Annotated in this window: 28 protein-coding genes and 2 pseudogenes; 10 read left to right on the forward strand and 20 right to left on the reverse strand. The window is 51.5% G+C overall.

Annotation, left to right across the window (positions count from 1 at the left end; genetic code table 11):
• Positions 1–34 precede the first annotated feature (34 nt).
• From PG897_RS05880 to PG897_RS05965, 18 genes are all read right to left on the reverse strand, one after another.
• Positions 35–427, reverse strand: coding sequence for a type IV toxin-antitoxin system YeeU family antitoxin (locus PG897_RS05880; RefSeq protein ID WP_198505430.1), 393 nt, complete (start codon positions 425–427; stop codon positions 35–37).
• Between the two features lie 95 nt (positions 428–522).
• Entirely contained in the window at positions 523–837 is a 315-nt protein-coding gene (locus PG897_RS05885) for a hypothetical protein (protein ID WP_124240607.1), read from the reverse strand.
• Between the two features lie 89 nt (positions 838–926).
• On the reverse strand, positions 927–1,223 hold the full coding sequence (locus tag PG897_RS05890) for a hypothetical protein (RefSeq protein ID WP_124240608.1): 297 nt from the start codon (positions 1,221–1,223) through the stop codon (positions 927–929).
• Positions 1,224–1,253: 30 nt separating this feature from the next.
• Positions 1,254–1,595, reverse strand: coding sequence for a hypothetical protein (locus PG897_RS05895; protein ID WP_124240609.1), 342 nt, complete (start codon positions 1,593–1,595; stop codon positions 1,254–1,256).
• Between the two features lies 1 nt (position 1,596).
• On the reverse strand, positions 1,597–2,139 hold the full coding sequence (locus PG897_RS05900) for a hypothetical protein (RefSeq protein WP_124240610.1): 543 nt from the start codon (positions 2,137–2,139) through the stop codon (positions 1,597–1,599).
• Positions 2,140–2,167: 28 nt separating this feature from the next.
• Positions 2,168–2,494 carry a type IV toxin-antitoxin system YeeU family antitoxin gene (locus PG897_RS05905; RefSeq protein WP_021229634.1) on the reverse strand — a complete coding sequence of 109 codons (327 nt, stop codon included), beginning with the start codon at positions 2,492–2,494 and terminating at the stop codon, positions 2,168–2,170.
• Positions 2,491–2,853 (reverse strand): hypothetical protein, encoded by a 363-nt coding sequence (locus tag PG897_RS05910; protein ID WP_124240611.1) that lies wholly within the window; start codon positions 2,851–2,853, stop codon positions 2,491–2,493. Before PG897_RS05910 ends, PG897_RS05905 begins: the two co-directional genes overlap by 4 nt.
• Positions 2,850–3,065 carry a hypothetical protein gene (locus tag PG897_RS05915; protein ID WP_080722203.1) on the reverse strand — a complete coding sequence of 72 codons (216 nt, stop codon included), beginning with the start codon at positions 3,063–3,065 and terminating at the stop codon, positions 2,850–2,852. The genes PG897_RS05910 and PG897_RS05915 overlap by 4 nt, the downstream gene beginning before the upstream one ends.
• Entirely contained in the window at positions 3,065–3,442 is a 378-nt protein-coding gene (locus PG897_RS05920) for a hypothetical protein (RefSeq protein WP_270828788.1), read from the reverse strand. The genes PG897_RS05915 and PG897_RS05920 overlap by 1 nt, the downstream gene beginning before the upstream one ends.
• Before the next feature lie 245 nt (positions 3,443–3,687).
• Positions 3,688–4,026, reverse strand: coding sequence for a hypothetical protein (locus tag PG897_RS05925; protein ID WP_185378295.1), 339 nt, complete (start codon positions 4,024–4,026; stop codon positions 3,688–3,690).
• A gap of 24 nt (positions 4,027–4,050) precedes the next feature.
• Positions 4,051–4,242 carry a hypothetical protein gene (locus tag PG897_RS05930; RefSeq protein WP_124240613.1) on the reverse strand — a complete coding sequence of 64 codons (192 nt, stop codon included), beginning with the start codon at positions 4,240–4,242 and terminating at the stop codon, positions 4,051–4,053.
• The gene (gene radC, locus PG897_RS05935) at positions 4,239–4,736 is read right to left on the reverse strand and encodes a RadC family protein (RefSeq protein WP_024945022.1); all 498 of its coding nucleotides are present in this window, start codon (positions 4,734–4,736) and stop codon (positions 4,239–4,241) included. Before radC ends, PG897_RS05930 begins: the two co-directional genes overlap by 4 nt.
• 91 nt (positions 4,737–4,827) lie before the next feature.
• Complete coding sequence (locus tag PG897_RS05940; protein ID WP_124240614.1) at positions 4,828–5,136, reverse strand: hypothetical protein; 309 nt, start codon at positions 5,134–5,136, stop codon at positions 4,828–4,830.
• Positions 5,111–5,539 (reverse strand): hypothetical protein, encoded by a 429-nt coding sequence (locus tag PG897_RS05945; protein WP_124240615.1) that lies wholly within the window; start codon positions 5,537–5,539, stop codon positions 5,111–5,113. Before PG897_RS05945 ends, PG897_RS05940 begins: the two co-directional genes overlap by 26 nt.
• Before the next feature lie 10 nt (positions 5,540–5,549).
• On the reverse strand, positions 5,550–5,975 hold the full coding sequence (locus tag PG897_RS05950) for a DUF2787 domain-containing protein (protein ID WP_124240616.1): 426 nt from the start codon (positions 5,973–5,975) through the stop codon (positions 5,550–5,552).
• A 19-nt stretch (positions 5,976–5,994) separates the two neighbouring features.
• Positions 5,995–6,342, reverse strand: coding sequence for a YkvA family protein (locus tag PG897_RS05955; RefSeq protein WP_124240617.1), 348 nt, complete (start codon positions 6,340–6,342; stop codon positions 5,995–5,997).
• A gap of 78 nt (positions 6,343–6,420) precedes the next feature.
• Positions 6,421–6,870 (reverse strand): hypothetical protein, encoded by a 450-nt coding sequence (locus PG897_RS05960; protein WP_124240618.1) that lies wholly within the window; start codon positions 6,868–6,870, stop codon positions 6,421–6,423.
• 12 nt (positions 6,871–6,882) lie between these two features.
• Entirely contained in the window at positions 6,883–7,206 is a 324-nt protein-coding gene (locus PG897_RS05965) for a hypothetical protein (protein WP_124240619.1), read from the reverse strand.
• A 232-nt stretch (positions 7,207–7,438) separates the two neighbouring features.
• Here PG897_RS05965 and PG897_RS05970 point away from each other — a divergent pair, with 232 nt between their 5' ends.
• On the forward strand, positions 7,439–7,789 hold the full coding sequence (locus PG897_RS05970) for a helix-turn-helix domain-containing protein (protein ID WP_098983717.1): 351 nt from the start codon (positions 7,439–7,441) through the stop codon (positions 7,787–7,789).
• 126 nt (positions 7,790–7,915) lie between these two features.
• Here PG897_RS05970 and PG897_RS05975 read toward each other — a convergent pair.
• Positions 7,916–8,730, reverse strand: a pseudogene (locus tag PG897_RS05975) (DUF932 domain-containing protein).
• A 640-nt stretch (positions 8,731–9,370) separates the two neighbouring features.
• Here PG897_RS05975 and PG897_RS05980 point away from each other — a divergent pair.
• From PG897_RS05980 to PG897_RS06000, 5 genes and pseudogenes are all read left to right on the forward strand, one after another.
• The gene (locus tag PG897_RS05980; RefSeq protein WP_124240620.1) at positions 9,371–9,568 is read left to right on the forward strand and encodes a helix-turn-helix transcriptional regulator; all 198 of its coding nucleotides are present in this window, start codon (positions 9,371–9,373) and stop codon (positions 9,566–9,568) included.
• Between the two features lie 423 nt (positions 9,569–9,991).
• Positions 9,992–11,098 carry a YagK/YfjJ domain-containing protein gene (locus PG897_RS05985; RefSeq protein ID WP_124240621.1) on the forward strand — a complete coding sequence of 369 codons (1,107 nt, stop codon included), beginning with the start codon at positions 9,992–9,994 and terminating at the stop codon, positions 11,096–11,098.
• Positions 11,099–11,203: 105 nt separating this feature from the next.
• Positions 11,204–12,934, forward strand: coding sequence for a hypothetical protein (locus PG897_RS05990; protein ID WP_124240622.1), 1,731 nt, complete (start codon positions 11,204–11,206; stop codon positions 12,932–12,934).
• Between the two features lie 161 nt (positions 12,935–13,095).
• Positions 13,096–13,497 (forward strand): H-NS family histone-like protein, encoded by a 402-nt coding sequence (locus tag PG897_RS05995; RefSeq protein ID WP_124240623.1) that lies wholly within the window; start codon positions 13,096–13,098, stop codon positions 13,495–13,497.
• Between the two features lie 756 nt (positions 13,498–14,253).
• Positions 14,254–14,757 (forward strand): annotated as a pseudogene (locus tag PG897_RS06000) (tetratricopeptide repeat protein); the annotation flags it as partial.
• A 124-nt stretch (positions 14,758–14,881) separates the two neighbouring features.
• On the opposite strand, the gene PG897_RS06005 reads toward PG897_RS06000, so the two are convergent.
• A complete protein-coding gene (locus PG897_RS06005; RefSeq protein ID WP_043170909.1) occupies positions 14,882–16,393 on the reverse strand; it encodes a CoA-acylating methylmalonate-semialdehyde dehydrogenase in 1,512 nt (503 codons plus the stop codon).
• A 378-nt stretch (positions 16,394–16,771) separates the two neighbouring features.
• On the opposite strand from PG897_RS06005, the gene PG897_RS06010 reads away from it, so the two are divergent.
• From PG897_RS06010 to PG897_RS06025, 4 genes are all read left to right on the forward strand, one after another.
• Positions 16,772–17,626 carry a MurR/RpiR family transcriptional regulator gene (locus PG897_RS06010; protein ID WP_043170910.1) on the forward strand — a complete coding sequence of 285 codons (855 nt, stop codon included), beginning with the start codon at positions 16,772–16,774 and terminating at the stop codon, positions 17,624–17,626.
• Positions 17,627–17,774: 148 nt separating this feature from the next.
• The gene (iolD, locus tag PG897_RS06015) at positions 17,775–19,709 is read left to right on the forward strand and encodes a 3D-(3,5/4)-trihydroxycyclohexane-1,2-dione acylhydrolase (decyclizing) (RefSeq protein ID WP_043170880.1); all 1,935 of its coding nucleotides are present in this window, start codon (positions 17,775–17,777) and stop codon (positions 19,707–19,709) included.
• A 397-nt stretch (positions 19,710–20,106) separates the two neighbouring features.
• A complete protein-coding gene (gene iolG / locus PG897_RS06020) occupies positions 20,107–21,093 on the forward strand; it encodes an inositol 2-dehydrogenase (protein ID WP_043170881.1) in 987 nt (328 codons plus the stop codon).
• 118 nt (positions 21,094–21,211) lie between these two features.
• Positions 21,212–22,909: a solute:sodium symporter family transporter gene (locus PG897_RS06025; RefSeq protein ID WP_195879270.1), complete on the forward strand. Its 1,698-nt coding sequence runs from the start codon at positions 21,212–21,214 to the stop codon at positions 22,907–22,909.
• Positions 22,910–22,947: the final 38 nt, after the last annotated feature.

Genomic DNA, 22,947 nt, shown 5'->3' on the forward strand with positions numbered 1-22,947 from the left:
TGTGTGTCGCCTCGCAAGTTAGGAGGCGGAACTTCTAATGAAAATGATGTGCATCATACCGGAAAAATGACCCACGTTCAGGTAACTGACGCCATCTGATTAACATCGAAAAATGTGGGAAGGCTGCTTGCACAGTTTTCCTCCTAAAGAGTGATGGCTCAAGCGCCACATAGACATAGCCGTGGCTATCCAGGGTATCGGCTTCGCAGGTAAAGCCGCCGTGCTGGATAGTGATGCCGTGCTGGCATTGGGCATCCAGTTCGCCGGTCAGCAGCTTGGCTTCCAGTGCCTTGATGATCTCCGGGAAAGCCAGGTCGAGATTGGCTATCTGCGCCTCACTCCACTCACCGATCAGACTGGCTCGATCGGATAGAAAATCGAGCCGGTAGCGGCTCTTTATCAGACGAGCGCCAAAGCGTGGCGTCACGGTATGGGGCTAGCCCCACTGTGCAAAAATCCGATTGGGGTGGTCTGGCGCTACGGGGTGTTGGTTGTTGGTGTGTGTGGTTTTCGTGGTCATGATTAGCGATACCTCAATTGGGTGTGGATGATGGTGCCGGGTACGTTGTGACGCTGGCGTAGTCTGGTCAGGTGCTCGGGGAGGTCTGTCAGGCTTGCCAGTCGCCCCCGGTAGAGCCGGGAGAGATTGACGTAGTCCGGATGGCTCACGGTGATGGTTATCTGATGCCCTGGCTGCCAGCGGCTAAACAGGCGGGCTTTGGCCTCTTTGATGGTGGTGATACCGGGGGCTGGTAACGTTTGCCGGTTGCGCAGATGCAACGTGTTAAGCTCGGGGGCATAGCGATGTACCTCGAGTCCAGTGATAAGACGGGTCATGTTCGGTGACTCCAATGATGCAAAGGGCCAGCCTGTGAGGGCTGGCCCTTTATGTTGTTTGTTGATGAGCGATGAGATGTTCGCGGTGGCTAGCCGTTGTAAAACAGGATGTAGTTCACACCAGCTTGCTGGGCGGCAGTGAGCAAGGGTTGCAGTGCTGGTGGAATGGCATCGAGCTCCATGGCCAGGTTCAGGGTGAACTCATAGGCGGAGTCATCTTTCACACCGACATGTTCATGGGAGGCCCTTTGCTTGACCCATTGCCATTCCGGCACCAGATCTGCGTCATCGTAATCGCCGATGATGGAACTCATGGCGACATCCAGCATCTGCATCACCGAATGGCCTGCCAGTGGGTTCGTTGTTGCAGGTAGGAGGTTAGTCATTGAGCGGTTCCTTGTTGTCTGGGCTGTGGGTTACATCTGATTGATAACCGGCTTGCAATTAAGGCGGTCAAGCAGGTGCAGCGAGCCGTATTGGGCTACCAGTCGGTCTATGGCCATTTGGGCGCAGTCTGTTCTGCTGGGCTTATTCTCGGGTATGGCGTAACGCGCAGTGAGCCAGCCACCGAGCAGCGCAATGCGATAGCCGCTCGGGATGTGGGTGAGTGAGGTGCCGATGCCCCTCCCGTGAATGAGGAAGGGCACGGCTTGGCCACCGATGTCGATATCCATGCGCTGGCCCTTGAGTTCGAAGGTGGTGAGCTCGCCGGTTTGCGGATGTTTGCCGGGCACCTTGATAGTGATGTGTTTGGCCATTTCACACCTCCGGTTTGGCTTCAAAATGGCGGGTCACCACACCCGCCTCCGGGTCGATGCTGATAAACGCCGGGGCTTGTGGGTGGTACTGGTAGAGCCGCGCCAGTTCGGCTCGAAACGCCTCGACATTCGGCGCAATCACATGACTGGTATCCCCTTCGGCATAGGTAAAGGTCTCGAGCTTCTCGGTGTGAATCCAGATACCGAAGTACCACGCATCTTCTTCGGTATCGTATTGCTGCCAACCTTGAGCCAGTAGTGTGCGGTCGTAGTAGTAACGGTCAGCCTGATGGCTGCCCCGGTCGATGCGGCAACCCGTCACGGTGAGCTCGAACGGGATACGCCCTGCCTTCAGAGCCTTCTTGACCCGGCGCAATGTGTGCCGTGCCTTGGCCTTCTCTTTGCGCGGGTCGTAGGGGTTCAGCTTGCTGCCCACGTAGTTGAGGATCCCCTCGGCATTGGCGGCAGCATTGTGCGTCAGCGTGTGTAGCAGGGCGGTGACTTCACGGCGGGCCAGTGTGCCTAGGTGATAGAACTTGTTCATGATACTTCTCCTTGAAACAAACACCCCGCTAGTTAGCGGGGTGGTAGATGTCGAGGTAGAGGTAGCCGTAGCTGCGCCTCGGACTGGCTTCACATACCCAGCCCTTGTGTTCAAGGCGAAACACCTCGTCCATGTCGGTGCATATCTGGTATGCCTTGGCCATCTTGGTTAACTCACGTAGGAAGTGCGGCAGCACCGTGTCGCACTCGGCCCGCCACGCCTCATCTGGCTCGCCGTACATACCGGCACGGTCGCCCAGGAAATCAACATAACCACGTTGCAGAATGGCTCGAGCCCCCAGCTTGGGCAGGTTCGGGGTGCCCAGTCCCCATGTCATGTGCTCGAAGATGCTCATGTGTGGCTGCTCCAGTTTGGGTTGTCGTTGGTGCCGTGGTTGAAGTAGGCACCCACAATGGTGCGTCGCCACTCCCCAACGGGATAGCCGAGGTCGTTGCACTCACGCTCCCACCACGCAAAGTTAATCTCGCGGGGCAGGTTCTCCACCATGTCCAGCGGACTCACGAACAGCGTGGTCTTGTGCATCGTTGGCAAGGGCTTGATCTTGTCGGGGCCAGTGCGCTTGCCGGTCTCGTCATAGTCGTGTGCCCACTTTGGGAAGGTGAGCTGATAGGCAATGAGCCTATGCAAATCGCTATGTACACTCATGGCCTGAGCGACTGCGACCTGAGTGAAGCTATCGTTGAATTCGATCATGGGTGTTTCTCTCTTTCTGCAGGTGAACGGTAAGCCGCTGCCAGCAGCGCAAACTGTTCAACCAGGTAACTGATGCTGATGCCCAGTTCATCACTGACCCCATCCCCCAGACGGTGATGCAGGTGTGCCATGTCATCGGCAATACGTTGAGCTATATGGGCCGTTGAGCTCGGCGGTGAGCTTGTCACTGTCAGAGTGATGGAAAGGTTCATCACATCTCTCCCCAAGGGGCTTGCTCCCACAGTGACAACCGGGTCAGCACATCTTGCGCCAGCGCTTGCTGCAACTGCTGGATTACTTTGACCAGCCGTGGGGCCTGCTCAGGGCTCCCGCTCCATTCACTCGATTGGTACAGGGCGCAGCAGGTGAATTTGTAGAGGGCTACCAGTTCTGCATCGGTGAGTGGTGCCTGGTGGTAACGGTGGACAGGTTTAAGCGGCCCCAGCTTGGTCGAGCGGTGCTGGCGTGGTTCCTTACGCTCCTGCTGACGCCCCAGCTGATAGCGATGCCAGACCGCCCGCCGATTGGCGAGCATCATCAACCGTACCAGCCGGTCTACCCGCCACGTCCAGGTACTGGTGACATCCATTGGCGAGTTCTACCAGAGGGTGCGCAGTAGCTCAAGGGTGTAGTGCGGTGGCATCGGAGCATTGCAAAAACGGTGTAACTGAACGGCAAAGGCCAGGTAATCCTTGCGGTCGATCATGAAAGCAGACATGGGAGTAGCTCCTTGAAATGCAAAAGGCCACCTGCAGTGAGGTGGCCTTGTGAGTGATGTCGGGATATCCGGATCATGGTGTTGGCGCTGATGATCCGGGTTTGGGGATGCTGGCGTTATTCGTGTGCCTGCATTGCGTCTGGGTGAGCAACATCAAACAGGATGGTGTAGAGCGCACAATCAATGCCGTTAACGGCATCGTGATGCGGGTAATAGGGCGGCGTGTCTCGGGATCGCTCAAAGTAGTCACCAAAGCAGCTGAGACACTCGCGGATCTCGATGGTGGATCCCTGCAGCAAGGTCTCTTCAAAATGCTTGGCATAGGCCTCGTCATCATGTGCCTTGGTGACGGCCTTCTCCAGCAATGTCAGCGCATCCTCGTTGCAGGCGGCTGCTAGCCTATGGCGTAGCTTCTCGAGGGTTTCCTCAAGGGAATAGGGATTGGGTAATCGCATGGTGTTTATCCCTTCTTGGCGCGGTTAAGGGCGTAGCTGATGGAGCAGTGCATCAATGGCCTCGACACAATCGCTCTGGGTGAGCTGATAGCCGTTAGGCAGGTGAGCCACGATGGCAGGCTCGGCCTGCATCTCGACGTTGTCTGCAAGCCAGCCGCGCAGCTCGAGGAGGATGTCGAGGGTGGTGAGGTGTGACTTACCTGGGGTTAGAGTCATAGCTGACCTCTTTCGGCCAGCGAGACCACGCCCTCGGCACCGACCACCAGATGGTCGAGCAATCGCACATCGACCAGCGCCAAGGCCTCCTTGAGGGCTTGGGTAAAGACCCGGTCAGATTGGCTGGGTTCAGGGTCACCGCTTGGGTGATTGTGCACTGCGATGATGGCCCCGCAGTTGAGTATCAGGGCCCGCTTGACCACTTCCCGTGGGTAGATGCTGGCGCTGTCCAAGGTGCCGCGAAACAGTTCCTCAAAAGCCAGTACGCGGTGTTGGGAGTCAAGGAACAGTGCACCAAACACTTCATGCTCCCGGTCCTGTAGCAGGGTTTGCAGCCGCTCGGCGGCCTCGGTGGTGCTGGTAATGGCGGTGCCTTTGGCCAAGCGCTTACGGGCAATCTGGTTGGCGATACGCAGCAGGTCTTGTTCGGTCACGGGTTCAGTGACGACATAAGTGCCGGGGCATTCCCCGGCTTTCAGCTTGTGGTAACGCATAGTGGAATTCTCCAAATAAACAAAACCCCGGCACGCATGAAGCATGTCGGGGTTAAAGGTAGAGCGGTTGTTGGTTCACTTTGAGGATAGTTCAGTTGGCCTTGGTGGTGGCTTTTGCTCTTGCTCCGGCTGTAGGGGCACGATTCACCGGCATCAGCGATTCGGGGACCTGTGCGTTGAGTGGGATAGCGAGCGCAACGCTCAGCCGTTCCGCTAGTTCATAGGCTGGACCAATGGTGTCGTAGTCAGCAACCCAAGTGGCCAGCCCTAACCCACTGGCCTCCATCGCCCGCAGATAGACGCTGTAGCCGTGCACGGTCAGGCCGCTGTCCCGCACTACTTGCGTATCCCCTTCCCGATTGATGGCCTCCAGCTCAACGGCTATCGGTTGTTTGGGCATCGCGTGCCTCCTCTTGGGGTAAGGGGTCACTCTCCACACGATAACCGTGATGAATGCAGGTTCGCTGCAGGTCGCTCAGAAAGCGACTCAGCACGCGGGGCTGCTCGCTGAGAGAAACCGGTCCTGCTTGGCTGCGCCAGAAACAGCGACGCTTAGGGTCCATACAGATTTCATCTATCGGCTGGCTCATGGTACGCCAGTCCTCGGCATTGGTGAGGGAGAGTAGCTGCCACTGCACGCCAGACCAGCGCAGATGCAGCGTCACGGTGCGGGCATGGGGGCTACCAGGAGTCAGGTGCAGCAACCAGCGCTCGCCCTGGTGAGTCGGCTGCAGTTTGGCTTTGGCCGCGACCAGCCCCAACCACTGACGTGAGGTATGGGAGAGCGGCAGTTCGTTAGTCATCACACACCTCCTACTCCCCACTGACCTCAACGGTGAAGTATGCCATCCGGCAGTAGGCAACAAAGTTGGTCTGCCACAGGGTGAATAACTCATGGGCCTCTGAGCGCCGGATAGGCCCCCATCCTTGCAAATAGTGTTCGTCATCCAGGAGGTTGAAATCGAGTTCTTTGCAAAGCTCTGCATCCTGGCCCAGTCCCTGATAGCTGAAGTCGGTGATGTAATCGAACAGCCAGCCATCAAGACCGCGTATCAGACGTATCTCGACGGGGTGAGCCCCTCCTTGCTCGGGGCTGTAGGTGGGACTGCGAAAGTTGAAGGTGAGCTGGGTCAGGCGCTCGAGGTTGAGGCCGAGATGGGCAACCTCCTGACTGAGTAACGTGAGCAGCGCTTGGGCAACGGGCAGGGCAAAGCCGTCCCGGAAAAAGGGAATAGTCATGGTGTACTCCTTGAACGGGTTAAACGTCGCCGAACAGCTCGCGCATTTTTCTGGCTGCACGGGCACGGATTTGGGCGTCAATAAAGGCGGTAATGCTGGCGAGTGCTGCACTTAGTACCGCGATGTCATCGGCGAGCCCCATCGGCAACACATCCGGAATGGCATCGATGGGCGAGATAAAGTAGGCCAGCGCACTGTAAATCAGGAGCTTGGCCCAAAGCGGCAGATCATCCTTCTGGCTGGTGTAGTAGAGCAACAGACAGGTCTCGATAAAGGGCCTACCGGCACGTTTGGCAAAGGCCCAAAGTTTTCGCCAAAAGCCTGGGTGATCGAATGGCTCGCATTCGGGGGGAATGCAGGGGGGCATAGTGTGTCTCCTTCACGGGTGAATGACTGAAATGAAAAGAGGAGGCAAAGGCCTCCTCTGGGATGGAATGGGTGTGAACTATTGGTCCCACATCAAGCAGTCAAACTCGGGGGTATTGGTGGCGGGCAGCACAGAGGCCACCTCTTTGATCGGCAGTGCGAGCTGCTTACCGTCAGCCGTCAAAATGCGGATCGACTTGGCCTTGCGCAGCTTGCCCCACATGTCGAAGAAATTGTTCTCACCGACACGGGACTCGGTCTCGTAGGGCGCATCGTATTGGCTGCCATCGACGATGATGGAGAAGGCTTGTCCTGCATAAGAGCCATACTCCTTGCCCTGAACGGTAGCCGCCATGCTGACCTTGCGGGTGTCACTACAGGCGATATAGAGATGGTTCTGCTCATTGACCACCGCCGTGTATTCGCTGGTGCCCTGACCCCAGCCACTGCTCCAGCGACCGGCCTCGCCATAGGCCTGGGCGTTATTGCACAGCAGGATGGCCGTCAACGTGATCCAAGATTTTTTCATGGTTAATGCTCCTCATCCAACGTAGTAACCCAACACATTTTGTAAAAATCCCCCAGCTGCGATGTAGCCCACGATGCCCCCAATGAGCTGGGGACCCATTTTCCAAAACAGCTTCTTCTTGAACATCTCCTGTGCACCGTCAGCCAGCAACAAGTCAGGCTGAGTGAAGCGGCGAAAGAGTTCGCCAGCCATCATCCCCAACGACGAGAACAGTGAACCGAACACAAAGAACCAGATATGGCCCCATACCCCAAGTTGGGGTGAGCCTCCAGTCCAGAGGGAATGAATGGTGGCAGCCAGTAAAAAGAGGGTGGCAATGATGGGGTAACGGATCATGATTTTCTCCTTGGTTAATGTAGTGAGTGTGAAAAGGGCATGAGTAGTGGGGTATTAAACGAGGCATGAACCTCCGGCCATGGGCAACCTGTGTTGCCTGGATGACACACACGGGTTGCCTTGGCGGTCATCGCATCACACAGGCAAAAGACCTTTTGGGGTGATATTCACCTCTTTAGGTCCTTATCGTCAATGGGCTCATGATTGACCATGTGGGTCGATTGGAGGAGCTATGACGGACATCGACTTGAAACAACTGGCCAAAAATGTGGGTAAAGCGATTGGACGTCAGCGCAGCCAAGCTGGGTTGACCCAAGAGCAGGTGGCTGAACACCTCAATATCGGTATGGAAGCGGTCTCTAGGATGGAGCGTGGAATTGTGGTGCCGACCGTAGTGCGGTTGGCTGAACTCGCTCAACTGTTTGGTTGTGAGCTGGCGGACTTTTTGCGCGAGACCAGTAACCGTCCTACCGAGCAGGGCATTGTGTTGAGCCAGCAATTGGCACAACTTGATGATGCCGACCGGACCTTGCTGCTGGAAACCATTAATCGTCTTGTAACGCGATTTACCCAATCAAAGTAAATGAATGAGACAACGTCGATGGCATAAATCTCCGTACCCGGACTGGCATCAGCCAATCCGGGTAAGGATTGTTATGCCGGTTTATAAAGAGAAGCGAAATTATTGTAGTAACGTGAGTGCCTGTTCCTAGCCTTGGTATTTGAACTGAGCACCTTGGCCGAACCAGGCTGAATCAAGTCGCTTATCCTGACCGCGTGCACGACGATGATGAGCGACATATTCCGTGACAGCATTAACTAAGCCCCAAACAGTATTTTGGCACTGGCAAGCTCTGACCCCATTTCTGCACATGGGTAGAGTTCTTGTAATTTCTTGGTAGGACGACTCAGAACAATGTTGCCGTCATCATCTGTCGGGTCATTAATCAAATCACTGAAGAATAGAATAGCTTCAGCAGGAGAGACTGAGCGATGACTCAGCTCATGTATATTCCGTTGAAACAGGTCCCGGTTTGCCAAACCAAGCCCGAGCACATCTTTGACATGCTTCGGGTTGAATTTAGTTGAGTGGGGCACTTTAATTGCGTCGGCTTTATCATTGAGTGCCATCTGTAATGTATTATTACAAACCACCCGCAGAGAGGTAAGTTGAGCTGTGGTAGAGAGGGTGCCATCACAACTGGTCGCCAGCAATAAATAAGATTTCACTATGTCACCGCCGTTTAGTTTCATGCCCTGGCCCGTTTTGGCCAATGCCCACAACTTTCTCCCTCCTTTTAATACGCCTGCTGTTTCTAATTCAAACCTACCTGCTTGCACCAGATCCTGATAGAAATTCAATACCTCGTGAGGCGGTACCACATTATAACGTTTGGAGACCACCGAGAGTGGAGCCTGCGTATCGGAGCGGTAAAAGACTTTACTCATCGTAAAGGGGCGGATATGCAGTGCATCTGAGGTGACATTGTAGAGCACATCGCTTTGTTCGATGCTCCAGTCCATCCCAGCTGCTTGTTGCCAGATATCGAGAGATGGTTGGGGGACAATAAATGACACAGGCCATGCCTAGGTTTTGCCCTACGTAGGCCATCGCATCGATAAGGTGCGAATGTGCCCTCTAGGTGAAGACCTGTGCCAACTCATCAGGGTGATATAGGGCTGAAATTTTCTGGAAATGCCAGTGAGCCCCTGGTGAATGCAGCTATGGCCGGTATGTCAATTTGGACAGGATGGACATACATGTGAAACGACCTCGAATTGGTCAGATTGAGCGGCATCACCAAGTTAGATCCTTATCGGCGCATCCCTCGGGCGGCTCACATGTCTCTCCATAGGCAGTGAGAGGGGCATTTTCCTTCTCTCGTCACAGAGAGTACGCAACCTCATGTTTCACATGGAAATTCAACTAACTATTTAAACTTCTTCAACTAACTTCTCATCAGTACATGGTCATGAATGCCGCATGTAGCCGTGTGAGTTGTGAGACTACCGGCGAAGGAGGTCAGGTTCACCAGTGCTGATTTTTAGATGGTACAGGAGATGTGTAAATAGAACCAATACGGCAGAAAATGGCATCGTTTGAGGGGGGCATTTTTGGAGAAAATGTAGTTGTTAAACAGGGCATTAAGAAGGAGGTAAAGCAATGTTATCTAACGTACTACGTCCCAAATATGCGATCAAGATGCTCGGGATCAGCAGCGCCAAATTTTTTGACATGCAGAATCCGAACTCACCACGTTTCGAGCCGACGTTCCCTAAGCGGATCCGCCTCGGCGCTAACTCGGTTGGGTATCTGGAACACGAGATCATGGAATGGCTGAAATCGCGCCAAGAGGCGTGAGCAAGTCATCTTGCTGATGGCAACATGGGACACAACAGAGTGCTCCATGGGCCGTAAGATCGACGTCTTAGCAAGGTCGATTACGTGTTAGAGAAGAAGGAGAAAAATAGACACTAAGTATACAGAAATCCGTCCGACACACTGCATCGGCATTCTCGGGAAAATAAGGAGGGTGATGGAATTATTCTCCCTGAGAATGCTGTTCTCAACTGAAGTTCGAATATTGGTTTTTATTGTTATTAATAGTCCCTCTAAATAACCATGAGAGGACACCATTACCATTAACTGGTTATCCAATCATTCATGATGGATCATCATACAGGCGTAATCAACAAGATGAAGCCTGTAACCAGGGATAGGAATAGGACATGACCACATGTCCTTACTCACGACTAATACCAAGAATTAAATTAAGGGGTAAGTATGTCTAAGTACGGTCGTAACAGCATCGATATTGATGCAATCAAAATACTTCAAGAGTCTAATCTTGAGGTCGGCACTAAAACCGACGGGAGTCCCACAGTTAGCTTGTCCGAGATACACGACGAGGTCGCTTATTATCGTGTGATGTTGAATTACATTGCTAAGCTTGAGCGAATGAACTACCCGCCCATCATTTTTGGCTTGATACAAAAATATGGGACCTGTGGCCTGACCGAGGATGGCACAAAACTCCTAGATATTGTCAACAAAGCTACATTGGTCTTTAAGCACCAGAAGTATTATCGCTTGCACCCTAAGCTAGCGTGCTTGTGTAACTTTATCGTGAAGCATGAACTTCACGAAATGCTTGAACTTGGCCGTGTTGATGGCAAGGTGAGAGAGAAACTGACCGAAAAGCTTAAAGTATTATTGCGTGAGTTGAAATCATACCAACTGATGTGCCAAACATATGCCTTTATGAAAGGCGCGCGCAAGAATACCGTATCACTGAGAAAATATGTGGACGGCTTGTTTCAGCGTTACTCCCGGCTGTTGGTATTGCGGGTCGATTTGTCCTACAAGCGTGAATTTCGAGATTCACTTTCGATTGATGAAATCCTCAAGCACAAGGATGCATTGCTTAAAAATCGCCGTAAAGGGGCTTTGGCTGCCACCTGGGTGGGGTATGCTTGCCGTTTGGAGTACGCCCCGGAGACGGGCTTTCATTTTCACCTACTCGTATTCAAGAATGGCGCTGATTTTCGCAGTGATGTGTTTCATGCAGGGTTGATCCTCGACGAGTGGCAGCGTATCACTGGCGATCGTGGACGGGGCTTTAACTGCAATATGAAGGCGAAGGATGGTGGATACCGATTCTGCGGGATTGGCGTCGTCAATCATGACGACAAGGAGAAACGGCAATATTTGCACAAGGCGGTTGCTTACTTGACCAAGTCAGATCTCGTAGCCAAGCTGACGCTTGAAAAGCGCCGTACCTTCTTCAAGGGAACCTTGCCCAAGAAAGTCACGGCCAGAGGGAGACCGCGTGTGAAGACCAGCACGCAGTCTCGGCAGCCAGTACAACAGCTCCGCTTGGTCGGTGTTTGACTCGGCCTGGCTATCTTGTCAGACTCTTTTGAGGGGCCTTCGGGCCCTATTCATTGAGTATTGATAAGCATGGGGGCAATGTTGGCGGCATCGAAAGGAGATTGGTTGCGACTGAAGTTGTTGGAGCTCGCACGGCAAGTGTCATTTGATATCGGGATCTCTTTGGACGAACTCTGTCCACTTGAGATGGCTGGAAATAATGAAAATCAGCCTTGGCGATTGCGTCATGGTCATGGCGACGAGCATCACCGGAATTTGTACTATGCCTTGGCGTTGATTGAGAAGTTAAAGGAACAGCTTGGCTGCACGCCTGAAAACGAATGGCAAATATTTGAACAGGTGAGTATTGAGAAGTCTATCGAACGATTTCACTCGTTAGCAGTATTTCAAACGGCCAGTATTTTTCCAATAACGAATATAGGGTCGCTTTTTTTAGCCATCTTGTCTCTCCTCAATGTTGCGCATCGGCATTTCAGGCATTACACGTTGCATCCCTACGCTAATTATTTCTCAACCCAAGATTGTATCGACATCATCAGCTGTTATTATGACCATCTCGTTTTTCACGAGGAGGTCATGGCGTCTATCCCGATGGAACCTGATATGTCGGAGCCGATTCTTATTGGTATGGTTGAGCAGGCAACGAGCATTGCAAGTAAAGTCAATGAAAGAGCCCGTGTTATCCTTAAGGAACTATGCCGAAAAGACTTGAATGTGAAAGTCAGTGAGTTTGAAAAAAATGCAGCTAAGCATATCTCCGGTTTTTCCAGCTTGTTGCATCAAGTGAATTGTGATAAGCAACATTTAAATGTTGTGATTAAGGCTAGATTTGACTTTGAACCTTACTGTGGAAATAAAAATGATCCTGCGGGCATTCAAGCGCATGCCGAGAGATTTAGTAAGGCGATATCAAGATTGAATGATAATCTAAGAAGAACGACCACCTTGAAAGGCTTTTCCAATATGGAGAGTGTGCTCCATGCTCCAGAGGTAATGCCATGGTATCAAGAAATATTTATTGTCCTTCGCTTTCCTAAAAAGGCATACCCCTTTGATTATCATAAAGGATCATTAGCGCTATTGTGTCAGCATGATGAGTGTGTATCTAAAGGTCTCCGTGGTTATGCTAAGATTCCACGTAGCAAGAAGTACTCTGACCTTTTGGCAAAAACACTCAATAATGATACCCAACAGGGTAGCAATCTGGGCGATCTGGTTGATATTTTGAAGGCCAAAAAGAAAGACGATGCACAGCCTGCTACGACGGCAGATATCATTGATGATTTACATAGAAAAATGGCGATTTTTGATAGTGTCATTTTCTTGCGAGAGGCACAGGAGCGTTGGCATGAGTACGTGGAGAAATACGCTAGTGATGCCACTTCCACTGCACAACAGAAAGACTATCCGGTGACACTTTTCTCGATGCTGCTTATCGATAACAAAGTTGTCACACCTCTTGTGGCTACTCCGAGAATACTATTCGAACAGTCAGGCCCTTTGGATATAGCCAAGTATACTCACCGACAACATCAGAGTGTTATCGCAAACGCTCTTCAAATGCTGCCCTTTCCAACGTTGAATACGATGCCAGAGGGACTTCAGAATAAAGTTGCCATAGGTATCCCCCATAATGAGCTCATGTTGCTTGATATCATCAAAAGTAGCATGGTAAAGCTGTTTTTCATGAAGCTAAACTTGAAAAGCTTGAATAGAGAGCTTGATGAGGTTCGCAGTACATCTAGCTCAGGGGGAAGTAAAAGTGGTTTAATGTCAGAATGTAAGAGTACCTCTCTCACAGAGCTAAAAAAGATCATGAAATTATGCTCAATGTAATATTTCGACTCAATGTCTTCATGGAGCATAGTCGAGTTATGAATATAACGCCGCGCTGTGATTTTTTTTGTTTTAGATGACTCTATGTTGCGTTATCATCATTTTCATGCTGAGTGTTAACGTTGCATCATGTTGATGCTTTATTTACGGGGATTGAATAGGTGAATGAATTTCTGAAGGTGTTACTTAATGTGCGTAGCCTGCGGGCTGCACTGCGTGAGCTGTCCCTGGAGCAACTCAAAGAAGCCCATGAGAAGTTTGAAATGATTTATCTGGAACGGTTGGAGGTAGCTGAGAAAGAACAAGCCGCCCAAGCTGAGCATCAGCAAAAGCTGGCTGAATTCCAAGCAATGTTGGCACAGGCTGGTATCGACCCGACTGAGTTGGTAGGCAGTGGCCCAGCAGCAGCGACTGCGGCTAAAGCTAAACGAGCACCTCGCCCACCGAAATACCGTTATGTTGAAAATGGCGTAGAGAAAACTTGGACCGGTCAGGGCCGTACACCCAAGTTCTTGGCTGAGCAACTCGAGCAAGGTCGTCAGCTGGATGACTTCCTCATCTAAATAGACAAGGCCATGCCCTCACGGTGTGGCCTTTCTTTTTACGTGCTTCGTGGCTAATTAGTGCCAGCTCTCGTTGTGACGAACCAGGAATACTAGGTAATGATCTGTCGCATGACAGAGGCCAGCTCTAATGACATTATTCAAAACATCCTTTAGCATGCGCATGATGCTGGCTTAGCTCAGTAGGTCACCAGTTCAATTCCTCTCGTCAGCACTACGATAACCACCGAGTTCCTCATAGCCAATCCTGATGCCAGCCATAAAAGACTTAGACGCAGAGCGTACCGATTTGGATGCGCGATTACGCGAAGCCATTGATAGTTGGGATCCACGTTGCCCCAGGCGCTGGCTAGCTAAATATGGCGGTTGGCGAGTTGAAAAACGATCACTCCTCACACAGCGATATTGTGCGATACGCGACGAAGCCCAAGCCTTGCTGACAAGTAGTTAGCCAGGAAGTTTATTGTGATTACCTGAACAAATTGCTCCATGGGTAGTCCAATGTGCCTACCCATCACCCAGCGTAATGACGGAATTACATGTCTATCAATCCGAATCCACCTTTGCCGCGTTACTTGCAAGTAAGCACATTGGCTGCACGAACAGCCGCGAGCAATCAGCGCCCGTGAAGCCGCAGACGTGTTTGGCGTCTCGCCTTGGTCCATAGAGCGAGATTTTGCCAGGGTTCGAGCGTTGTCCGGGATCGTTGTGTTCGATGAGCAACGAGTACCCAGCAAGGGTGGGCAGCAGTATCTACTGCGGGTGCTGCAGGTAGACCGGAAACAGCAGATCTATTGGTTAGGGAAGGCTGCTGACGGTGGCGTACCCAAGGCGTTGTTCGAGCTGGTGGATTTACAGCATAAATAAGGTGAACTGGCGCAGGCCAGAGCCAGTTATGCCAAGGCCGCCCAACAAGGACACATTCTCGCCCAGTACACCTACGGTGAAATGCTGCGTCTGGGACAAGGGGGAAAAGAGGATTACGCGCTTGCTCTCAAGCAGTATCGCCTAGCGGCCCAGCAGGGCGACCGCCAAGCCCAATACCGAATGGGGACATTGCGTGAGGAAGGCTTGGGGGCACCTCGTAACCGGGTGCATGCTTATGCTTGGCTGTCACTGGCGGCGACAGAAGGGATGGCTGAGGCTGTGCGAGCCCGTGATGAACTCGAGGCCACGATGACCAAGCCAGAAGCCACACAAGCCCAGAAGCTGTCGGATCACTGGTTTGGAAAAATGGCATCAACCGTCAGGAAAAGCTAAAAAAAGAACATAGAAGGAAGGAAGCGGCCATCTAACCGCTTCCTCCTTTTTTGCTAAAAGATTCTTAATGTGGCTCATGCAGGAGATAGGGAGAACTACCCCTCTCTTTTTGTTGCATTGTCTGTTATCCCATCGTTGGCATGGTAAAGCTGCCAGTGTGCTGTTCAAGCCGTACGCTAGTGGGCCAGCGGCTCGTGATGGTCTTCATGCGGGTGTAAAAACGTACACCATCGTTACCATGTACATTCAATGGTCCAAAGATGGAGCGTTTCCAGCCACCGAAGCTATGGAATGCCATTGGCACAGGGATGGGCACATTGATTCCGACCATGCCTGCTTGGACTTCTTCGCTAAACTGGCGAGCAGTATCGCCATCGCGGGTGAAGATGGCCGTACCATTACCATATTGGTGGCGATTGATTAATGTGACAGCCGTGCGGTAGTCGGGCGCGCGGACTATGCACAAAACAGGGCCGAAAATCTCTTCCTGATAGATGCTCATCTCAGGGGTGACCCTGTCAAACAGGGTTGGGCCAACGAAGAAGCCCTGTTTGTGAGTGGGGACGGTAAAGCTTCGGCCATCAATGCAAAGCGTGGCGCCCTGTTTAACCCCTTGGTCAATATACTCAATGATCTTGGCTCTATGCTGGGCAGAAATCACTGGACCCATATCATTCTCCCGGCCTTCGGTGATCCCTGGCCCGACTCGCATCTGGGCAATGCGATTTTTGAGTCCGGAAACTAGGTTATCAGCCACGTCATCGCCCACTGCGACGGCAACAGACAGCGCCATGCAGCGTTCACCGGCAGCACCGTAGGCCGCGCCCATGATGGCTGAAAGTGTCTGTTCCATATCTGCATCAGGCATCACTATGCAGTGATTTTTGGCTCCTCCCAGCGCCTGGCAGCGTTTGCCATGTGCGGATGCAACTGAATATATGTATTCGGCAATGGGAGTGGAGCCCACAAAGCTCACCGCTTGGACTCGTTCGTCGGTCAGCAGTACATCCACGGCCTCTTTGTCACCATTGACAACGTTAAATACTCCATCCGGCAGCCCTGCCTCCTGAAGCAACTGAGCTAATCGTAACGCCAATGAGGGATTCTTCTCCGAAGGCTTGAGTACGAAGGTGTTACCGGTAGCCAAGGCGATTGGGAACATCCACATGGGTACCATGGCCGGAAAGTTGAATGGGGTAATCCCGGTGCATACACCGAGGGGTTGCATCAGAGAGTGGCTGTCGACACCGGTGCCGACGTTGGCGGAGTGTTCACCTTTTTGCAGATGAGGAATGCCACAGGCAAACTCCACCACTTCTAGACCACGGGTCAGTTCACCCTGAGCATCAGAGAATACCTTGCCATGCTCTTCGCTGATAAGGCGGGCTAACTCATCTCGTTTGGTTTCCAGCAATGCTTTGAACTGAAACAGGATTCTGGCTCGACGCAGTGGAGTTGTTTGCGACCAGGCAGGGAAGGCAGCGTGGGCAACGGCAATGGCCTGGCGAACTTCATCGGCCGAGCTCAGAAATACCTGGCGTATCGGTTCGCCCAGCGCTGGATTGAAAATGGGGGCAATACGCTTGCTGAGGCTGGCTGTGATGGCGCCACCGATGTAATTCTGTACGATGTCCATTCGATCTCTCTCTTGGTTGATGGTCACGGGAATTAAATGAAACATAAATTTCATATTTATGTTACTTGAAATAAATGGTCCTTTTTGTGATCCATCCAACATTGTTGAGACCCATCTCTGCAGATTAGAGGTTGGTTCCACTTTACCCCCCTGTCTCCCCTCAACAGTTACGAAATGGTTTACAGTTTTTCACGATATGAAAGAATGGTTGTTCCATTACTGCTGACAGGGAGTGCGATGGTGTGGCAGATAATGAAGCCGGGCTTTTTGAGTGTGTTTTCTGATTAATCCATTTCAATTTATTTGATATCGATGTGGACATTTTGACAGGTCGGTTGGCGGCTCGGTACATATGGTTGCAACAGGTTGGAGAGCATAATGACAGTGGCGAAGAATCTAGCTGAATTACAAGATCAGATCCGGTCCCGTTATGGTGAGCTAAGCAAACGCTTACAGCAGGTAGCCAAGTATCTGATAGATAATAAAAATATAGTGGCCATGCAAACCGTAGCGGTGATCGCCAAGGAGGCTGGTGTTCCCCCTTCAACCTTGATCCGGTTTGCCAGTAACTTTGGATTCAACGGTTTCAATGAAATGAAACAAATCTTTCGTCTTGATCTGGTCAAAGAGGCAGCGAGCTATACGGAGCGTGCCCGTCTGTTTCGTGAGATGGACGGGGGGGCTGAGGTGGAGCAACCTCACCATATTTTGCAAGAGTTTGTGCGGGCAAATACTCAGTCCATGCAGCAGTTGGTACTTCATACGCCGGACGTTGAACTGAGTCAGGCCATTTCCCTGTTGCAAGAGGCTGACACTATTTATGTGATTGGTTCACGTCGCTCTTTTAGTGCTGCAGTTTACCTTCGTTATGCACTTGGTCATTTGGAGCGTCGCACCGTGTTGCTCGATGGTCTGGGGGGCATGCTGGCTGAGGAGTCTGCTTTGATGAACAGCCGGGATGTGGTGATCTCTATCAGTTTTACGCCATATGCTGATGAAACGTTGATGGTGAGTGAGAAGGCCGCTCAGGTTGGTGCCAGTCAAATTGTAATTACAGATAGTCAAATAAGTCCTCTTGCGTCATTGAGCGATGTCTGCTTCGTGGTAAAAGAGGCCCAAGTAGGGGCATTCCGTTCCCAGGCTGCGACTTTGTGCCTGCTGCAGTCGCTGGCGGTAGGGCTTGCTTTCAAGAAGAGCGAAGAGGTAGCCGGGCAAGGCTCTATTGTTTCGTAAAGCAGATCACAAAAATCGCGCTTGTTTCATTTATGTCTTTAAATGGAAATTTTGTTCTATAGAGTAATGCCATTGCCCGTGTCGATCCTTCGCAGAGAGGATCCTCAGCCCATGGTGGGGGCACGGAGGCCGATAGCAGGGAGTCTCTATGCAGCAGATCAGAATGACGATGGCCCAGGCGCTGGTGAAGTTTCTTGATCAGCAGTTCGTGGAAATTGATGGGGCACAACATAAGTTTGTACATGGCATTTTTACCATCTTTGGCCATGGGAATGTGTTGGGGTTGGGCCAGGCGCTAGAGCAAGATGCAGGTGGATTGAAGGTTTATCAGGGGTGTAACGAGCAGGGGATGGCTCATATAGCCCTCGGGTTTACCAAACAGCACAAACGCAAGCGGATCTGTGCTGTCACCTCTTCCGTTGGGCCGGGGGCTGCCAATATGGTAACTGCGGCTGCTACTGCTACCGCTAATCGCCTTCCTTTGTTGCTATTGCCCGGAGATCTGTTTGCCAGTCGCCAGCCTGATCCTGTGTTGCAACAGGTAGAGCAGTACCATGATGCCAGCATTAGTACTAATGATTGCTTTCGTCCCGTATCTCGTTATTGGGACAGAATCTCTCGACCGGAGCAGTTGATGAGTGCCCTGATCAATGCCATGCGGGTGCTCACGGATCCTGCCGATACCGGTGCCGTCACGCTCTGTTTGCCTCAGGATGTGCAAGGCGAGGCCTATGATTACCCCGTTTCTTTCTTTGCCAGGCGAGTACACCGGATCGAACGCCGCCCCCCCAGTGAGGCCATGTTGGCCGATGCGGTTTCCCTGATTGAAGGCAAGCGTAAACCGCTGTTGGTATGTGGAGGTGGGGTGCGTTATAGCGAAGCTCATGGCGCGCTGCGTGACTTTGTCGAGCGCTTCAATATTCCTTTTGCCGAGACCCAGGCTGGTAAGGGGGCCATAGAGGCGGAGCATCCGCTCAATGTTGGGGGGCTTGGCACTACCGGTTGCCTGGCTGCTAACCGCCTGGCAGCCGAGGCGGATTTGATCATTGGGGTGGGTACCCGTTTCACCGATTTCACAACAGCTTCCAAGTCATTGTTTAGTCATCCTGAGGTACAATTTTTGACCATAAATGTCGCCAGCTTCGATGCTCACAAGCTGGATGCCGTGCCTGTGGTTGCGGATGCTCGGGTGGCTCTGGAGATGCTTGGTGAGCAGCTTGGTGCTCGGGCTTATCGCAGCGATTATGAAGGGGAAATTATTGCCGCCCGTGCCGAGTGGGAAAGTGAATGGCAGCGGTTAGCCAATATTCAGGTTGACAAGAATTTTGTGCCAGAAGTCGCTGGGCAACTTGATGCTTTACTGCCGGAGTATATGGATAGCCTGGCTACCAGACTGACTCAAACTCGGGTGTTGGGATTGCTGGACAAGTGGCTTGAGCCAGATGCAATTGTCGTGGGGGCTGCAGGTTCTTTGCCCGGTGATCTGCAGCGCATGTGGCGGCCACGGCACCCAGATACCTATCATCTCGAGTATGGATATTCCTGCATGGGTTATGAGATTGCAGCCGCTATCGGGGCCCGCATTGCATCACCAGCACAACCGGTCTATGCGTTTGTCGGTGACGGCTCCTACCTGATGCTGCACACAGAACTGCAGACGGCCGTACAAGAGGGTCTGAAGATCGTGGTCTTGTTGTTCGACAATGCAGGATTTGGTTGCATTAATAACCTGCAAATGGGGCAAGGGATGGGAAGTTTTGGTACCGAAAACCGATATCGAAATCCGGATAGCGGTGTTTTGAATGGTCCTCTGGTACGAGTTGATTTTGCCAAGAACGCAGAGAGTTACGGTTGTACCAGCTATCGGGTGCACGACGAGGTGGAATTGGAGGCTGCACTGGGGGCTGCAGCTCGTGACCAAGGACCGGTACTGATCGATATCAAGGTGCTGCCAAAAACCATGACCCATGGTTACGAAGCGTGGTGGCATACAGGTACTGCTCAGATAGCAGACAAACCCGAAATCGAGGCCGCGGCGGCCGCGATTCGTGACACGTTGGCGACCCGAGCCCGCCAATACTGATGTTGTTTTTGAGTAATCCAAAGGAACTATATGGGAGGCGATTGCCTCCCTTTTTTATGTGTTTCATAAAGGCTAGAAATGAAATGTGTAAATATGACCGGATTAAACATGTAATAAATGCACAATCATTTGTTTTTAAAGTGAAAAATTAACTCTCACCACGAGCGTCAACTCGTTGTGGGATTGTAAAGTGTTAACTCGCGCGCAAAAATGAAAAGTCCAATTATCATTAAGTTGAAATGAAAATTTCACGTGGTATGTTCATCTAATCCAGACCGTAGTGCCAAGAAAAAGTGGTTCGACACTAGGTCAGCCTGGACTCGCAGGCGCAGCCGGCAGCTCGGCAGGACGCCTACAACCTACAACACTGTGCAGATAGCAGTATCAAGGAGTTGGTATGTTTAATATCGCGTTATTTGGTGCCGGTCGGATTGGTCAGGTTCATGCAGTCAACATCGCTGAGCACAAGGAAACTCGCCTTTATTCTGTAATCGACCCTCATCAGGAGGGGGCTTTGACTTTGGCCGCCAAGTACGGTGCCAAGGTACAAAGTTGTGAAGAGGCAATGGCTGATCCCCAGATCCATGGGGTGCTGATTGCCTCGGCCACGGATACCCATGCCGATCTTATTGAACAGGCGGCACGTGCAGGCAAGACAATTTTTTGTGAAAAACCGGTCCATCTGGATTTGGCTCGGGTACGTGATTGTCTCGCGACGGTAGCTGCTTGCAACGTTCCTCTATTTGTTGGTTTCAACCGTCGCTATGACCCCCAGTTTCGTCGGGTGAGAGAGCTGCTGGCGGCCGGTATGATTGGCAAGGCAGAGTCCTTGTTGATCACCTCACGAGATCCCTCACCTCCTCCTGCCAATTACGTCAAAGTTTCTGGTGGCATGTTCCGTGATATGACTATCCATGATTTCGATATGGCTCGCTTTATCATTGGGGAGGAGCCGGTATCCATCTATGCCCAGGGGAGTAACCTGGTTGATCCTGCTATTGGTGAAGCTGGAGATATAGATACCGCCTTTGTGGTGATGAAGTTCCCATCCGGGGCTATGGCCACCATTGCCAACAGTCGTCGCTCTGGTTACGGTTACGATCAGCGTCTGGAGTTGCATGGAGCCAAGGGATTATTGACGGCCAAGAACATCCATGAAAACGCGGTCGAGTTCTGGAGTGAGGAAGGGTGTGTGGCTGCCAAGCCGGAACACTTCTTCCTGCAACGCTATGCCGCTGCCTATATTGCTGAGTGGCAGCACTTTGTTGACGTACTGGCCGGACGAGCCACTCCAGAATGCAGTGGTAATGATGGTGCTCAGGCTCTCTATCTGGCCGATAAGGCCCTGGAATCCCTCCACAGCGGTCGTGAAGTCAAGCTGTGATCCCGTGAGAAAATAATAACAAGGCCTTGCGCCAATCCTCACATTTCTTCGCACCAAATATCGCTGTCTCTCATATGAGGCAGCGTCATTGGGTAATGACGACACGGAGAATGCACACATGTTAGCTTTTATCTCTTTTATCGGTTTCACCCTGCTGGTGGCCGCTATTGCCTACTACAAAACACATAATACACATTTGACAGAATCTGCTGAGGGATATTTCCTCGGTGGCCGATCCATGACTGGCATGTATATCGGTGGCTCTATGCTGCTGATGAATCTTTCGACAGAACATTTGGTTGGCCTGAATGGATTGTCATTTCGCACCGGTTTTATCGTGATGGCTTGGGAGGTTATGGCTGCCATGACGATAGTGCTGTTTGCATTATTCTTTTTGCCAAAATATCTGAAGCTTGGTATCTCGACAATTCCCGAGTTTCTGGAACGGCGTTTTGACAAGCAGACCCTCACCATTACCTCCATTCTATTTCTCGGTATGTATGTTATTTCCCTGCTACCGATTGTGCTATATACCGGCGCGATTGCTCTGGAAAGCCTATTTCGTGTATCTGAGGTTTTCCAAATTGATAAGACGACAGCACTCTGGATCATGGTGTGGGGAGTCGGTGGACTCGGAGCTATATACGCCGTGTTCGGAGGGATCAAGGCCATTGCCGTAGCTGATACAGTCAATGGTGTTGGTCTGATTACGGGTGGTTTGATGGTAACATTATTCGCCTTGGCTTATGTAGGAAATGGCAATGTCTGGAGTGGCTTGGTTGAGGTATATGAGTTCAATCCAGGCAAATTCAACTCCATCGGAGCTGAAGACTCTCTCGTCCCGTTCTCAACATTGTTCACCGGTCTTATCATATCTAATATGTTTTTCTGGTGTACCAACCAATCTATTGTGCAAAAGGCGTTGGGGGCAAAAAATCTGGCTGAGGGGCAAAAGGGCGTATTGTTGTGTGCGTTCTTCAAGCTGATGATCCCTTCCATCATCATTCTCCCCGGTATTGTTGCTTTCCATATATTCCAAGGGCAGATTGATAATCCAGACCATGCATATCCTCGTTTGGTACAATTGGTATTGCCAGAGATGTTGGTTGGTTTCTTTGCCGCAGTGGTGGTAGGCGCTGTTTTTTCCACATTTAGTGGTGGACTCAATTCATCGGTGGCGCTATTTACCATCAACATCTATAAAAAGAGCCTTAAACCTGATGCTACCGAAGCACAAACAGTCGCAGTTGGGAAGTATCTTGGTCTGGGATTGGCGTTGGTGGCAATGATAGTTGCCCCCTTGGTTGCTAATGCGCCAGATGGACTCTTCTATCTCATTCAGCAATTGCAGGGAATTTTCAATGCGCCAATCCTGAGTGTCGTATTGGTAGGGTTGCTGACCAAGAGGGTTCCTGCCATTGCAGCCAAGCTGGGGTTATTGTTCGGGATGTCGGCTTATATTCTGTTCAATTTCGTTATCAAGATAGATATCCACTTTTTCCATCTGTTGGGGATTCTATTTGTGCTCAACGTGGTTTTCATGTTGTTGGTCGGCCATTTTTATCCTCAACGAGCTTATGAGGAGGTGTATACCGAACAAGTGGATATTCAGCCCTGGAGTCTGGTCAAGCCGGTTGCGGTGCTCATCGCCCTTGGGGCCATTTCAATGTATGTATTCCTTGCGCAAAATGTACCTACATGGCTGATGAGCCTTTACTATCTAGTGGCGTTTGCCTCCCTGGGCTATATTTTCTGGGCTATAGGTCGTGAGCTTTTTGGCGCTTCTCGTACATTGGTGGTGGAAGCTGAGGATTGAGTTGTTCTTGATATCGACGCCCCCTTCATTAGGGGGCG

Origin of the sequence: Aeromonas sp. QDB20 (assembly GCF_027707805.1) — a bacterium.
In the GTDB taxonomy this organism is placed as follows: Bacteria; Pseudomonadota; Gammaproteobacteria; order Enterobacterales; family Aeromonadaceae; genus Aeromonas; species Aeromonas dhakensis.